The following is a 14,288-nucleotide window of genomic DNA, read 5'->3' on the forward strand; positions in this document are numbered from 1 at the left end:
GTTGGCGACGAACAAAATTCCAAAAGCCGGCGGGATAGCGAAAATTCCTGTTCTATGTGCTCTGACCACTTCAGACGGGTGACGCCCTTGTCTCAACCCTTGTCTCTGGCAGATCGGCATAGTGCCGGCGCGCCACGTCAGGATGCGAGCGCAGGCGACTTTTCAGCACGTTGGTGCCGACGTCGCGAAACAGCGGATTGTCCGGATCGCTCGCCGGTCCGCGCGCCTCGGCAGCCAGTTCTTCAGGCAGGGTCAGCAGCGGGATCGTCGCATCGAGCCGGGCGCTGAAGAAAAACGGAACGGAAATCCGCTCGACACCGGCCGGCGGCGTCACGACACGGTGAACCGTTGCCCTGAGATAGCCGTTCGATGCCAGTTCGAGGAGTTCGCCGATGTTGAGCACCAGCGTTCCGGGGATCGGATCCACATTCACCCAGCTTCCGTCATATTCGACCTGCAGCCCCTTGTTGTCGTCCTGAAGCAGGAGCGTCAGGAAACCGCCGTCCTTGTGTGCGCCGACGCCCTGGTCGCCGCCGGTTGTGTCGCGTCCGGGATAGCGCACGATCTTCATGCGATGGTTGGGCTCACCGCTATAGATCGGATCGAAAGCATCCTCGGCCTGGTCGAGCGACAGCGCGAAGGCCTTCAGCAGGCGGACTGCCACCGCCGTCGCCCTGGTCTGCCATGCCAGCAGTGCCGGCTTGAGTTGCGGCAGGGCCGAAGGCCATTGGTTCGGCCCTTGCAGACGCGTCCAGGCAGGAATGCCCGGCCCCTTTGGTATGGGTCGACGCTCGACGCCGATGTCGAGCTGTTCGCGCCAATCGGCCTTGCCCCTGGTCAGTTCGCCACCGGTGCGCGTGTAGCCGCGGAATTGCGGGGACTTGACCATTTCTATGGCCAGCTTGTCGGCTTCCGGCAAGGCAAAGAACCGCCGCGAGGCGTCGAGCACCTCGTCGATCTCCACAGCCGAAATTCCATGGCCGCTAAGATAGAAGAAGCCGACATCGCGGGCCGCCGTGCGCAGATCGAACAGAAAGGTCCGACGCTCCGACGCGCCCTGTTCGAGACGGCTGAGATCGAGCACGGGTACAATCCTGGCCATGGTCAACCTCCTCCTGCCTCGGGCTTGGATCAGGCTTTTACGGTGACACGCAGGTTGTTGCGATCAAAGCAACGCTCGATCCAATCTCGATGCCATTGGCGGAAAGTCAGCGCTGCGTTTGGCGGCCGGCAGGCAAATAACGTCCGAACGGCTGTTCCATGGCACACTCACGGCCAGGCGCTGCAATGTCATTGCATTAAGAGTTCTGCGGTCTCAGGTTCGCCCTCTCTTCATGAATTCGGCTCGATTGCGAACGCTCAGATCACACGACACGGCGACGACGCGCCATAGCCGCTTTCAGCCATCAGCGTGTTGACAAAATATTTTGTCAATACGAAAATGAGTATGCTTGAGCTTTGGCGGCCGCATCGGCTCGTAGTGGCGTCGTACCGCACCCGGCCCCGACTGTGAGGACGCCAAACCCTGAAAGGAGTTCCCATGCCGATCAAGAAAGATGAAACCGGAAAGCGTTGGGTCGAGATGGAGTTCATCACGCCCGGCACACCCGAGCAGGTGTGGCGGGCCATTGCGACGGGTCCCGGCAACACTGCCTGGTTCACAAAAACCACGATCGACGAGCATGTCGGCGGCAGGCTTCATTTCGACTTCGGTCCCAATGGCGCGTCCACCGGCGAAGTGACGATTTGGGAGCCGCCGTTCCGTTTCGGCTATGTCGAACGCGACTGGAGCGAAGGCGCGCCGCCTGTCGCAACGGAGATCACCGTGACCAGCCGGTCGGGTGATCGTTGCGTCGTCCGCATGGTCCATTCGCTGTTTGCCTCGACCGACGATTGGGATGATCAGTTGGAAGGGTTCGAGAGCGGCTGGCCCGGCTTTTTCGAGGTGCTGCGCATTTACCTTTCGCACTTCGCTGGCGAAAACGCCGCCAGCTTCAGCGTCATGGCCAGCACGAAGGCCGACCAACTCTCGATTTGGAGGCAACTTACCGAGACGCTCGGACTGGCCGGCGCAAATGTCGGCGAGCAGCGGAATGGCCCGCAGCAGCCGGAGAGACTATCTGGCATAGTCGAACGCGTGCGGCAGGACGACAAGCAGCGCTTCATCGCGCTGCGCCTGACTGCGCCTGCTCCCGGCATTGCCCTGATCGGAACCTATGATATCGATGGCAGCGCAAATGCCAGCATGGCCCTGTATCTTTATGGCGACGACGCCGAGCAGCGCGCCGCCGAGGGCGAGCCCAAGTGGCGGAACTGGTTTGGCGAAACTTTCAAGCATCCGGGCTGACGGATGCTACTGGATCGGCCGGCCAGAAGGTCGGCCGCCCGGGCAGCGCCCAACCATGGCGCATATGCATGCATAGGAGAGTGTGATGAAGGTCGCCAGGTGGGGCAACAGCCTCGCCATCCGTCTTCCCGCCGTTGTGGTCGAGGCCCTCGAACTCAGGGAAGGCGATGAGATTGAGATCCATGTCGCCGATGCCCGAGAACCCGGCGTCGCGCGCAAACCTGCGCGCGAGGAATTGCTGAAGCGGCTTCGCGCCTTCCGCGGCCGCCTTCCCGCCGATTTCAAGTTCGACCGGGATGAGGCGAATGCCCTCTAGCTTCTTCGACCGCAATTCGGCTGTCGGAACGATACTGCTGTGAAGCGTCGCCCCGGTCCGGTGACAGGACGCGTCAGTCGTGGAGTTCCCTCGAGATCGCCGGGCCGACTGAAAAATCGCTGAATGTGACTTCGAAACCTTCGCGTTGCGGCGAACAGCACATCATGCCGACCTCGACTGTTTTCGAGGGCGGGAAGTATGCGAGCCGCACCGGCTTCCAGCGATGGTCGGAGGCATCGCGATACTGAACGCGGATTGTCTCGGCATGGCGGGTCAGCCTGATCCTGACTCCGTCCGGACCGGCCTGGATGCTGACCAACGACCAGTCGGAAGCATCATTGGTGACGACGACGGAAAAATAGGCGAGCCCGTCGGTGAACTCGATGCCGGCCTTGACCCAATGCGTCTCGCTCAGCCGGACCATCAAACCGGCCTGATCATAGAGCACCTTGTAGTCCCCCTTGACGGTGACCTCGGCGCTGAAATCGCCCTCGACCTGCCGGTAGAGGAAGTGGCCATTGTCACGCCAGAAGTCATAAAAAGTCTCGCGCCAGAAATCGGTTTCCTTGCCGGTCCGAACATGCACGGTGCTGTCGCCGAAGGCATGATGCGGTGGCGGGTTGAGCCAAGTCAGTTCTGCAGGCTGAGATGTCATCGACTTGTTCGCCTCGCCGGTTCGTGTTGCGTCATCCGCCTCTCATCCGACGAGGCGGATTTGTCTCTTTTACGCGCTCATTTCGGCGCTTGGTAAAGCTCGGACGCGGCCTCTCTCAGCGCGCGCCGGCTCTCCGGCCTGAAATACATCATGTGGCCGCCTTCCAGCAGCTCGAGGCGGATAGGCGTTGCGCCGGGAAGCGAAGGAACCTGGCCGACAAGATAGCGTGACACCAGATAGGGCGTCACCAGGTCGGTGTAGCCGTTGACGATCAAAACGCCGAGGCCGGGATTTAGCGCGCGCGCCTGCTGAAGGTCATCCATCACGCCGGTATAGCCCTGACGCGTCGGGCTCGTCCCGTAATCCCAATTTCCGCTGATTTCACGGTTGAGAAGCCGATAGCTTAGATCGGTACGGAATTTCAGTTCCTCCCTGACATAGCTGACAAAGGCGGAAGTGAGCGCCGGCACGCTTCGGTCGAGCACCGGATCAGGGCCGCTGGGCCTTGGACTTTCCGGGGCAACGTCTGCCGTTTCGATCGTGCCGTCATAGACGCTGAGAACATTGCCCCTTGCCCGCGCAAACTCCTTGGCGAAGAGCGCGGTGGGAATGCGTGCAAAGTTTCGTTTCACGAGTTCGAGCGGCAGGCCGGTGATTTCAGCAACGCGCGGGCTCGCCAGACGCCCGCCCTGTTCGAGCCCGCTGGCAAGCGCGACGAGATAGTCGCCAAGCGCATAGCGTTCGACATCGGCCAACCGCTCCCGCAGTTCGGAACCGGTGACGCTTTGGCTGCGCAGGCGCACCGCCGCCAGCGACGGCAGCTCAAGCGCCCAGTGAAGCGGCTGGAACTCGTCGGGCCGCACCAGCGTGAATTCGAGCGCCGGCGAGATGAGCACGATGCCGCGAGGGCTGATGCCGATATCATCCTGGAGCGTTTTGGCAAGCAGTGCCGCCCGAAACCCGCCATAGCTTTCGCCGGCAAGAAACACCGGCGACGCTGTGCGGCCCGCCTGTGCCAGATAGAGCCGGATGAAGGCGCCCATCGCGGCGGCGTCCTGATTGACGCCCCAGAAGCTGCGTGCCTCGGTGCCGGATGCTTCGCGGCTGTAACCGGTTCCGACGGGATCGACAAAGACCAGGTCGGTCATGTCGAGCCAGGTGTTCGGGTTGTCCAAAAGCCGCTGCGGCGGTGGGAGAAAACTTCCATCGGCCGCTGTCGCCATCACGCGTGGACCAAGCGCGCCAAGATGCAGATAGGCGGAAGCCGCTCCGGGACCACCGTTGAATACGAAAGTGATCGGGCGGCGGGGATCAGGTTCCCGGCTTGGCTCGGGACGCAGCGTGTAGGCGACATGAAAGATTTCCGCGGTGACGTCGCCCTTGCCGGATAGCAACGACAGCGTGCCGGCCCTTGCCTGATAGTTGAGCGTGCGTCCCGCGATCACGATCGAATGATCTGAGACCTGGGGCGGCGGGAGCAGCGACAGAACGCCGCCCGAAGGCGACGGCCGTTCGGCCACTTGCGCATAGCCGGCTGGAAGGCCGCCGACCAGCAGCAGCATAGCAAGGGTGATTTCTAGGAGCTTGGTACGCATGGCGACTCCGCAGCGGAACGACTGCAAGCTACCATGCTGATGGCTCAGCCGAAATCACAGGACCGTGCACGCCCTCGTTGCTGGAAGGAGACCAAGGCTTTCAACGCACGATCTTCACGCACATCGGCGTGCCGATATCGATAAACCGCCCGGTGTCGGCCAGCCGACCCGTGGCCGCATCGCGTGCAAGAATCGAGATGCGGTCGGCGTTCTGGTTGGCCGAGAAGAGATGGCGACCTGAGGGCGTCAGTGCCAGATTGCGCGGCGTAGCGCCCCCGCACGGCGCATGGTCGACCAGCGCAAGCGTGCCCGTCTGCTGGTCGACAGAAAACACCACGACACTGTCATGGCCGCGGTTGGAGCCATAGAGGAAGCGGCCGTCGGGCGATATCTGGATGTCGGCGCAATGATTGCCGTCGCGCACCGCGGCCGGTACGGCCGGCTTCGTGTCGATCTCGGTGAGCCTGCCTGACGCTTCGTCCAGTGCAAGCGAGACGACCGTCGAATCCAGTTCGTTCATGACGAATACGAAGCGCCCGCCAGGATGCAGCGCCACGTGACGTGGCCCGGCGCCGGGCGCAAGCGCCGACTCCGCCAGTCTGGTCAGGCCGCCGTCGGGCCCGATGCGGTACGAGACAAGCCGATCGATGCCGAGATCGGCGACCATCGTCACGCCACCGGCAATCGTCTCGGTGACGCTGTGGGCATGGGGACGTTCCTGACGAGTTGCGTCGGGACCAGTTCCGCTATGGGCGACGCTCGACAACGGCGCGGTCAAGCCGCCATCGTCGCGCAGTCCGTAGACGACGAGCGAGCGATCGGGACCGCCTTCGCCCATGCCGTAATTGGCGACCAGGAGCTTCGTCCCGTCGCGCGTGACGGTGTTGTGCGCCGTGATGCTGCCAAGCGTCGGCTGCTTGTTGATGTAGGAAAGCGTGCCGGTTTGCCTGTCGAAATGGTAGGCCGAGACCACACCTTCGCGCCAGGTGAACACTTCGGAGTTGGCATAGACATGTGACCCGTCCGGCGTCACCGACAGGAAGGTCGGATTGTCGACGTCTCCCGTCTCGGCCAGTTTCCTCGTCTCCAGCGTCTCTTCGTCGAAACTGTAGACGCTGAGCCCGACGCCGCGCGCGCCCTGAAAATACGGCGCCTCGCGGTTGAGGCTGCCGACGAAGACCAGACAGGCGTCCTGCATCGAAATCCCCTTTTTCCGTCGGCACCCAGCCGCAGCGGATCGCGGCAAAATTTCGCCTGTTCACGCTTGAAACACAATCCCATATGTGAAAATGCTATTTACTAAAGAACATTGACGCGGGGACCAATCGTGCAATCCAATCTCGACACGAAACCCGATACAAGGAGATGGGGCTGATCCGCGCCCTATGAAGTCCAAGAGTGAAGGAGAGCTCGTGCTTTATTGCCAGCTCCTGCAGACGGTGAAGTGCCGGAATCCGGCCGATTTCGCCGGCAAGACGGAGACATAGGCGATGGCTGCCATCACCGAATTGCCGCTGACCGGGCTCGTCGTCGTCGATATGAGCCAGTTCCTGTCCGGGCCTTACTGCTCGCTGCGGCTGCTCGACCTTGGCGCCCGCGTCATCAAGATCGAGCGCCCCGATGGCGGTGACCTGTCGCGCCGGCTCTATCTCAGCGACACCGAGATCGGCGGCGATTCCACCATCTTCCACGCCATCAACCGGGCCAAGGAAAGCTTTGCCATCGACCTCAAGGACGCGGCCGATCTGGCGTCGCTGCGCGGCCTGCTGGCCAAGGCCGACGTACTGATCCAGAATTTCCGGCCCGGCGTCATCGAGCGCCTTGGCCTTGACTACGAGGCGGTGCGCAAGATCAATCCACGCCTGGTCTATGCCTCGATCAGCGGCTATGGCGAGGAGGGCCCCTGGGTCAAGCGTCCCGGGCAGGATCTGCTGGCGCAGGCGCGTTCCGGCGTGATGTGGCTGAACGGCGACGAGGACCAGGGACCGGTGCCGTTCGGCCTGGCGATCGCCGACATGCTGGCGGGCGCCGCCGCCGCGCAAGGCATCCTTGCCGCACTGGTGCGGCGCGGCGTGTCCGACACCGGCAGCCATGTCGAGACCAGCCTGCTCGAAGCGCTGGTCGACTTCCAGTTCGAGGTGCTGACCACGCATCTCAATGACGGACGCCGCCTGCCACGGCGATCGGCGTTCCGCAGCGCCCATGCCTATCTGTCGGCGCCTTACGGCGTCTATCCGGCCAAGGACGGCTATCTGGCGATTGCCATGACGCCGATCCCGAAGCTGGCCGACCTTTTGGCACTCGAACAGCTTGCGCCCTATCGCGATCAGCCGTCGACCTGGTTCACCGCTCGCGACGAGATCAAGGCGATCATTGCGCAAAAAATCGCGACGAAGACGGTCGACGAATGGCTTGCCATCCTCGATCCCGCCGACATCTGGTGCGCCAGGGTGCTGACCTGGCCGGAAATGATGGCCAGCGAAGGTTTTCAGGTGCTCGACATGCTGCAGACCGTGACGCGCGAGGATGACGTCTCGATCCTCACCACGCGTTCGCCGCTCAGGGTCGATGGCGTCCGCGCCAAGGTCGAGCGGGCGGCGCCGCGGATCGGCGAGCACAGCGCAAAGATCCGCGAAGAATTCGGGCTGTGAGCGACGTGACGCTCAAAGGCATGACCTGGAGCCATCCGCGCGGCTACGACCCGATGGTCGCCTGTTCGGGACTGTGGAAGCAGCAGACCGGCGTCACCATCGAATGGGACAAGCGCTCGCTGCAGGATTTCGAATCGTTTCCGGTCGAGGACCTGGCCCGTGCCTATGATTTGATCGTCATCGATCATCCGCATGTCGGCCAGATCACCGCCGAGACTTGTCTGGCCCCGCTCGACGTTGTGGGGCGTGAAGAGGAACGCGCGGCACTGGCGGCAGGCAGCGTCGGCCAGTCGTATCCTAGCTACAACTGGCAAGGCCGGCAGTGGGCGTTTCCGATCGACACGGCCAGCCAGGTGCAGGCGTGGCGGCCGGACATGCTTTCCGCCGCGCCGGCGAACTGGGCCGAGATGCTCGACCTAGCGCGGCAAGGCCGCGTGTTGCTGCCGCTCAGGCCGCCGCATTCGCTGATGGTGTTCTACACGCTTGCCGGCAATCTCGGCAGGCCCGCCGTCGAAGAGCCTGGCGACGACATAAACCCTGACATCGGCGGCCGCGTTTTCGAGATGATGCGCGAGATCGCGGCTCTCGTCGATCCGGCCTGCCTTGGCATGGACCCGATCGGCGTCCTGGAGAAGATGGCCAGCTCCGGCACGCGGATCGCCTGCGCGCCGCTGATCTACGGCTACGTTTCCTATGCCATCGCCGGATTCCGCAGCAGACGCCTTGCCTTCGCCGACATTCCGCCTGCCGGCGACGCCAGTGTAGTCGGGTCGGCGCTCGGCGGAACCGGCATTGCCGTGTCGGCCTTTTCGAAGGCCACGCAAGAGGCCATCGACTTTGCCTATTGGATCGCCAGCGGCGAGGTGCAGCGCGGCCCTTATGCGTCGGCCGGCGGCCAGCCCGGCCATGCCGCAGCCTGGGACGATGCCGCCGTCAACGCAGCCGCCGGCAATTTCTACAAGGACACCCGCGCCACGCTCGAGAGGGCCTGGGTCAGGCCACGCCACGATGGCTACATGGCCTTCCAGCAGGCGGCCTCCGATCGTATCAATCTCGGCCTGACCGAAAGGCACGATGCCGGCCGCGTCGTCGCCGATCTCAACCGCCTGTTTGTGAAGAGTCTCCGGCACCCGGCGCTGAGATGAGGCAGAGTTCGCTAACTTCTCACAAATTCCAAAGCCGCTTCGCATTGGCGGAGAGCAGCTTTTGCCGTTCATCGATGCTTGCTCCGGCAAGCAGCGCATGTGTCGCCGCAATCCAGGCCGCGAGCCCGCCGCCAAGCGTGCAGACCGGCCAGTCGCTGCCCCACACGACCCGGTCCCAGCCAAAGCATTGGATGGTGTGCTCGACATAGGAACGCAGCGTTTCGACTGTCCAGGATCCAGCGTCCGCATAAGCGACCACACCGGAAATTTTGCCGACGACGTTCGGTCGCCGCGCGATCTCCGCCATATGCTCGCGCCAGGGATGCTCACTGCTGCCCTTGATGTCGGGCACGCCGCAATGGTCGAGCACGAACTGCACGTCCGGCGCGAGGTCGGCAAGCGCAATCGCCTTGCGGATCTGATGCGGCAGGACGACGAGGTCGAAGGTCAGTTTGGTGCCGGCAAGCCGCTTGATGTTTTCGCGAAACAGCGCGCCTTCCGAAAGCTCGTCCGGCACGACGTGGAGCACACGGCGAAAACCCCTGACGAAAGGATCGGCGCGCTGGCGCTCGAGATAGGCGGCAAAGCCCGGCTCTTCCGGACGGCAGGAGGCTATTGCCCCGCGCAGCAAGCTGTCCTTCTGGTGTGACAGCGCCTTTACGTGACTGGTCTCAGCCTCGATATCGGCTGGATCGACATCGACCTCCATGTGCAACGCGCCCTCTATGCCGGCGCGGCGAGCCTGGACTGCATATTCGTCGTAGGGGAAATCGCGGTTTAGTGCCGGCACGCCGGAGAGCCAAGGATAGCGCAGCGCCGACTGGTCGATCAGATGCAGATGGGTATCGAAGATCATAACGGCGCGCTCCTCTGCATTTCCCGATCAGGAAATTCTTCGTTCAAACAAGACTCTGTTTCACCTGCCTAGCCTCGGCACCCGCCAGTTGCGACAGCTTTTCGGCCGCTGCCAGCAACAGTTCTATGGTCCTCGTAATGTCGGGCGCCCTGGGTGCGTTGATCAGGGTTATGTAGGGGATCGACAGCGCGGCGATCGCCCTACCGTCCGAGCCAAGCACGGGTGCCGACAGGTTGAACACACCGGCGGTCTGCATCGATGCCATCATTTCATAGCCGCGTTGTCGGATCTGGTCGAGACGGGCAAAGAAGTCCGGCGATTGAGGCGGCTTGTGGGCGCTGCGCAGATGTTCGGAGATCATCATCCGCCGCTCTTCCGGCGAGCGGAACGCCAGCAGCACATGTCCGGAGCCGGTGTCGAACAGGCTGACATGGGCGCCGACGCGAATCGAGATGCCCCAATAGTCCGGCGCCTCCTGCTGGGCGATCACCACGGCAGAACCGCGGTCGAAGACGACAAGCTGGTTTGACTGCTGCGAGGTCTCGGCAAGTTCGCGCATCAGCGGCGTCGCATAGGAAACCAGCCGCCGCACCGGCGCGTGCAGCTGCGCCAGGCCAAACAGCTTGAGCGTCAGCGAATAGCGGTCGCCATCCAGCCGCGTGACGTAGCCGCGCCGCACCAGCCGGTCCAGCATGCGGTAGAACTCGTTGGGGCTGCGGTCGAGCTTTTTGGCGATTTCCGCCTGCGTCAAGCCGCCATCGACGCCGGCCAGAAGCTCAAGGATGTCGAGCCCCTTGTCGAGCGCCGGCGCGCGATAGCGGTCATCGTCCTCGTCCTCCGCCATAGTCACTCCCCGTGGTCAGCATCCGAAGGACCATCGGCTTGGTGATTGTGTAAATTATTTGTTTGTATGTAAATAGTGGGCAGATCACCGCCGGTGCAACGCAACGCATCGCGGCATTCATAACGACGATAGTGAAACAGGAGCCGGAAATGCAGCGGATGGCAATGGTGCTCGGCCTCAAGCCGGAAAAGGTCACCGAATATGTGCGGCTTCACGCAGCCGTCTGGCCTGAAGTGCTGGCGATGATTTCCGCCTGCAACATCAGGAACTATTCGATCTATCTCAAGGAGCCGGAGCACCTCTTGTTCAGCACTTTCGAGTATCACGGCACCGACTATGCCGCCGACATGGCGAAGATGGCCGCCGATCCCAAGACGCAGGAATGGTGGGCGCTGTGCATGCCTTGCCAGGAGCCGCTGCCGACCCGCAAGGAGGGCGAATGGTGGGCATCGATGGACGAAGTCTTCCATCATGACTGATGGCGTTTTCGACCCAGCCTCGCTCTCCCAGTCCTGGGCGAAGCCATCGAAGCCGCGGCCGATCGTGATTTTCGGCGCCGGCTCGATCGTCGGCGACGCGCATTTCCCGGCCTATCGGAAAGCCGGCTTTCCGGTCGCCGGGCTTTTCGATCCAGACCACGCCAAGGCGGAAAAACTCGCGGCCAACTGGGGCGTCACCGCTTACCGGTCGATCGAGGAGGCTGCGTCAATCGACGGCGTCATCTTCGACCTGGCGACGCCGCCGGCTCATCATGCCGGTGTGCTCAGGGCGCTGCCCGACGGCGCCGTAGCGCTGATCCAGAAGCCGATGGGCAGCAACCTCAGCGAGGCCAGCGAGATCCTCGAAATCTGCCGCGCCAAAAATCTGAAAGCGGCGGCGAATTTCCAGCTTCGCTTCGCGCCGATGATGCTGGCGCTGAAGGATGCGATCGCCAGGGGCGGGCTGGGCGACGTCGTCGACTTCGACGCCTGGCTGGCGCTGGCGACACCCTGGCAGCTGTGGGAATTCCTGCTGAAGGCGCCGCGCGTCGAGATCGCCATGCACTCGATCCATTATCTCGACCTGATCCGGCAATTGCTCGGCGATCCCAAGGGGATTCACGCCAGGACGCTCGGTCATCCCGGCCACAAGGTCGCGCAAACCCGCACCAGCGCGATCCTCGACTATGGCGACACAGTGCGCTGTGCGCTGTCGATCAATCATGATCATAAATTTGGCCGAAAACACCAGGCCTGCGAGTTCCGCATCTGCGGAACCGAGGGCGCCGCCTATCTCAAGCTCGGGCTCAACCTCGACTATCCGCGCGGCGAGCCCGATATCCTTGAAATCTATCCGAAGGGCGGCTCAGACTGGGTCACGGTGCCGCTCGTCGGCGAATGGTTTCCGGACGCCTTTGTCGGCCGCATGGCCAATGTCCAACGCCACGCATCAGGCGAAGACGCCGAGCTTGTCAGTTCCGTCGAGGACGCCTGGAGCACAATGGCGCTGGTCGAAGCTGCCTACCAATCGAGCGCGGCGCCGGCAACACCGATCGCGGCGAGGCCCTGACATGGAGCAGACTGTCTATTTCGAGGATTACCAGATCGGCTCGTCGCGCATGACCAGCGGGCGCACCATCACCGAGACCGACTTCGTCGTGCATGCCGGCCATACCGGCGATTTCTTTCCCCACCACATGGACGCCGAGTTCATGAAGACGACGCCGTTCGGCCAGCGCATCGCCCATGGCACGCTGGTCTTCTCGGTCGGCGTCGGACTGACAGCAAGCGTCATCAACCCGGTCGCCTTCTCTTATGGCTATGACAGGCTGCGCTTCATCAAGCCGGTGTTCATCGGCGATACGATCAAGACCCGCACCACCATCTCGGCCAAGCAAGACGACCCGAAGCGGCCGGAGTCAGGTCGCGTCATCGAGCGTTGCGAGGTGATCAACCAGCATGGCGATGTGGTCCTGGTTGCCGACCACATCTACATCGTCGAGCGCCGCGACAAGCCCAACAGCGCTTAAGGGCTCCAGCGATTCGGTCCGCCGCATTGATGACCGCTCCCGGCGGACGGTTCGTCAAAGCGGAAAGCGCGCCCGCGAGGGCCGCTTCGGTTACTTGCTCGTCGGGTCGACCGGGGTTTTGGAGCCTCGCCTGGGTCGGCGGATGGCTCTCACCTTGCCGCTGTTTCCACCGCCGCAGAAGAACTGATCGCCACCATCGGACTCGAGCCCCGACACGCCTGTTCCGGGCGGCATATCAAGCTTCTCCAGGACCTTTCCGGTTTCAGGATCTATCCGCCTGACGTCGCTCTCGTCACCTTCCCAGGTGCCGTGCCAGAGTTCGCCGTCGATCCAGGTGACCCCTGTGACGATACGGTTGGAATCGATTGTGCGAAGAACTGCCCCTGTCTGGGGGTCGATCTGATGGATTTTGCGACCGCGATTCTGCCCCACCCAAAGTGAGCCTTCGGCCCAGGCGAGTCCGGAGTCGCCGCCGCCACCTGGCGCCGGAATCGTGGCGAGCACGCGGCCAGTGTTGGGATCGATCTTCTGAATGCGATCTTCGGCGATCTGGAACAGGTGCTGGCCGTCGAAGGCCGTTCCTGCGTGCGCGGCGACATCGATCGCGCGCACCACATTGCCGCTCGCAGGATCCAAGGCGTTCAGCCTGTCTCCTGACGCAAACCAGACCTGCTGACCGTCGAATGTAACCCCAGCCACCTGGTCGACACCCGGAAAGGGTCCATATTCGCGGAGGACTTCAGCTGCAGATCGTTTCATGCTTCTCCTCCAGGCTCAGATCTGTTGAATTGTCCATGACACTAGTAACCCGACAGTGAGCCGGGGAGTAACAAGATTGTCGGGAATCCCGGCACCGGCGGGGTCATCCAACGGCGCGCTCGCCCGCGGCCGAAGGACTGCACCTTGCCTGCTGCCGCAAGCTGCTCGAGCGAGCGCTGCACGGTGCGCGAGCTGGCTCCGAGCGCAATTGCGAGCGCCGAGCTCGACCACGACTCGCCGTCGGCGAGGAAGGCGAGCACCGCTGCATGCGGCTCGTCGGCGGGCGGCGCCAGCACCACGACATCGCGTGGGCGGCGCGGCTTAAGCGCAAAGCCTCGCTTGGTCGCGCTCACATCCGCCAGTGACCGCAACTCCACCCGAAGCCGACCGACTTCGACCCGCAACCGGGCGCGATGCGATTCATCGGCGTGCTTGCCGCCGAAGGCGCGTGCGACGAGCGTGCTCCGCGGCACGTCTGCGGGCCAGGCTTCGCCCAGCGCACGCGCAAGCGCGAACAGGACCGGGCGCGTCGCCAGCGAGACGATCATGCCGGCGTCCCGCACGATATTGCGGCAGGCGTCGACGACGAGTGCCCCCGACGCCAGCAGCGCTTCGACCTCCTCGAGCAGGAGCGGGCGCTCAACCCCGCGCGCGATCAGCCGCGCCGCGGGCGTGTTCATCACCAGGGATGCGCCTTCAACCTCGGCCGTCAGCGCTGGAATGTCCGCCTGGCCCGCCGCGTGCGCGGCCCGCCCGAGCGCAGCGCGCGCGGCCTTGGTCCGGAGGCGGCGTATCGCGATCCCCGCAATCACCAGCTCGTGGGCGGCCCTCGACGCGGGTGGGAGGGTTGTCGGGTCGAAGCCAGCCAGCCTGCTCTCGGCCTCATCGAGGCGTCCGATCAGGAGCAGGCGCCGCGCTTCGAGATTGCGCGCATGCGCGGCATTGACGTGGTCGCCGTGCTTTTCAAGCGTCGACCGCGCGGCGTCCAGTGCCTTCGCCGGCCAGGGGGGGGGGGGGCGGGCCCGCGCCGGCCGGGCGGGGGCGGCGCCCCCCCCCCCCCCCGGCCCCCGCGCGGGGGGGGCGGCCGCGCCCCCCGCCGCGGTGTGGTGGGG

Annotated in this window: 15 protein-coding genes and 1 pseudogene; 8 read left to right on the top strand and 8 right to left on the bottom strand. The window is 63.6% G+C overall.

Going from position 1 to position 14,288, the window contains the following annotated elements:
* Positions 1 to 70 precede the first annotated feature (70 nt).
* Positions 71 to 1,102, bottom strand: a complete 1,032-nt coding sequence (locus AC0L17_RS21540; protein WP_473517307.1) for an isopenicillin N synthase family dioxygenase — start codon at positions 1,100 to 1,102, stop codon at positions 71 to 73.
* Positions 1,103 to 1,540: 438 nt separating this feature from the next.
* Between AC0L17_RS21540 and AC0L17_RS21545 the strand changes: the two genes are divergently transcribed.
* Entirely contained in the window at positions 1,541 to 2,347 is an 807-nt protein-coding gene (locus tag AC0L17_RS21545; protein WP_473512539.1) for an SRPBCC family protein, read from the top strand.
* A gap of 85 nt (positions 2,348 to 2,432) precedes the next feature.
* Positions 2,433 to 2,663, top strand: coding sequence for an AbrB/MazE/SpoVT family DNA-binding domain-containing protein (locus AC0L17_RS21550; protein ID WP_473517308.1), 231 nt, complete (start codon positions 2,433 to 2,435; stop codon positions 2,661 to 2,663).
* 73 nt (positions 2,664 to 2,736) lie between these two features.
* Here the strand turns inward: AC0L17_RS21550 and AC0L17_RS21555 are convergent, their stop codons facing one another.
* The 3 genes from AC0L17_RS21555 to AC0L17_RS21565 all read right to left on the bottom strand — a co-directional run bounded on the left by AC0L17_RS21555 (position 2,737) and on the right by AC0L17_RS21565 (position 6,111).
* On the bottom strand, positions 2,737 to 3,318 hold the full coding sequence (locus AC0L17_RS21555) for a DUF1349 domain-containing protein (RefSeq protein WP_473517309.1): 582 nt from the start codon (positions 3,316 to 3,318) through the stop codon (positions 2,737 to 2,739).
* A 77-nt stretch (positions 3,319 to 3,395) separates the two neighbouring features.
* Positions 3,396 to 4,913: a S10 family peptidase gene (locus AC0L17_RS21560; protein WP_473517310.1), complete on the bottom strand. Its 1,518-nt coding sequence runs from the start codon at positions 4,911 to 4,913 to the stop codon at positions 3,396 to 3,398.
* A gap of 100 nt (positions 4,914 to 5,013) precedes the next feature.
* On the bottom strand, positions 5,014 to 6,111 hold the full coding sequence (locus AC0L17_RS21565) for a lactonase family protein (RefSeq protein ID WP_473517311.1): 1,098 nt from the start codon (positions 6,109 to 6,111) through the stop codon (positions 5,014 to 5,016).
* Positions 6,112 to 6,266: 155 nt separating this feature from the next.
* On the opposite strand from AC0L17_RS21565, the pseudogene AC0L17_RS21570 reads away from it, so the two are divergent.
* From AC0L17_RS21570 to AC0L17_RS21580, 3 genes and pseudogenes are all read left to right on the top strand, one after another.
* Positions 6,267 to 6,400, top strand: a pseudogene (locus AC0L17_RS21570) (amine oxidase); the annotation flags it as partial.
* Positions 6,401 to 6,403: 3 nt separating this feature from the next.
* Positions 6,404 to 7,564 carry a CaiB/BaiF CoA transferase family protein gene (locus tag AC0L17_RS21575; protein ID WP_473517312.1) on the top strand — a complete coding sequence of 387 codons (1,161 nt, stop codon included), beginning with the start codon at positions 6,404 to 6,406 and terminating at the stop codon, positions 7,562 to 7,564.
* A 20-nt stretch (positions 7,565 to 7,584) separates the two neighbouring features.
* Entirely contained in the window at positions 7,585 to 8,709 is a 1,125-nt protein-coding gene (locus AC0L17_RS21580) for an extracellular solute-binding protein (protein WP_473517347.1), read from the top strand.
* Positions 8,710 to 8,728: 19 nt separating this feature from the next.
* Here the strand turns inward: AC0L17_RS21580 and AC0L17_RS21585 are convergent, their stop codons facing one another.
* Positions 8,729 to 9,565, bottom strand: coding sequence for an amidohydrolase family protein (locus tag AC0L17_RS21585; protein ID WP_473517313.1), 837 nt, complete (start codon positions 9,563 to 9,565; stop codon positions 8,729 to 8,731).
* Between the two features lie 43 nt (positions 9,566 to 9,608).
* On the bottom strand, positions 9,609 to 10,409 hold the full coding sequence (locus AC0L17_RS21590; protein WP_473517314.1) for an IclR family transcriptional regulator: 801 nt from the start codon (positions 10,407 to 10,409) through the stop codon (positions 9,609 to 9,611).
* A gap of 149 nt (positions 10,410 to 10,558) precedes the next feature.
* Between AC0L17_RS21590 and AC0L17_RS21595 the strand changes: the two genes are divergently transcribed.
* Genes AC0L17_RS21595 through AC0L17_RS21605 form a run of 3 tightly spaced genes read left to right on the top strand, consistent with a single transcriptional unit; the run spans position 10,559 to position 12,417 of the window.
* Complete coding sequence (locus AC0L17_RS21595) at positions 10,559 to 10,888, top strand: L-rhamnose mutarotase (RefSeq protein WP_091597514.1); 330 nt, start codon at positions 10,559 to 10,561, stop codon at positions 10,886 to 10,888.
* On the top strand, positions 10,881 to 11,957 hold the full coding sequence (locus AC0L17_RS21600; RefSeq protein WP_473517315.1) for a Gfo/Idh/MocA family protein: 1,077 nt from the start codon (positions 10,881 to 10,883) through the stop codon (positions 11,955 to 11,957). The genes AC0L17_RS21595 and AC0L17_RS21600 overlap by 8 nt, the downstream gene beginning before the upstream one ends.
* Before the next feature lies 1 nt (position 11,958).
* Positions 11,959 to 12,417, top strand: coding sequence for a MaoC/PaaZ C-terminal domain-containing protein (locus AC0L17_RS21605; RefSeq protein ID WP_023800111.1), 459 nt, complete (start codon positions 11,959 to 11,961; stop codon positions 12,415 to 12,417).
* A gap of 90 nt (positions 12,418 to 12,507) precedes the next feature.
* Here the strand turns inward: AC0L17_RS21605 and AC0L17_RS21610 are convergent, their stop codons facing one another.
* Together AC0L17_RS21610 and AC0L17_RS21615 are read right to left on the bottom strand one after the other, a co-directional pair.
* The gene (locus AC0L17_RS21610; RefSeq protein WP_287218106.1) at positions 12,508 to 13,176 is read right to left on the bottom strand and encodes a Vgb family protein; all 669 of its coding nucleotides are present in this window, start codon (positions 13,174 to 13,176) and stop codon (positions 12,508 to 12,510) included.
* 41 nt (positions 13,177 to 13,217) lie between these two features.
* Positions 13,218 to 14,288 (bottom strand): hypothetical protein (locus tag AC0L17_RS21615; RefSeq protein WP_473517316.1); only part of this gene is annotated, 1,071 nt, incomplete at its 5' end.

The sequence above is a fragment of the Mesorhizobium sp. WSM4829 genome (genome assembly GCF_055811475.1).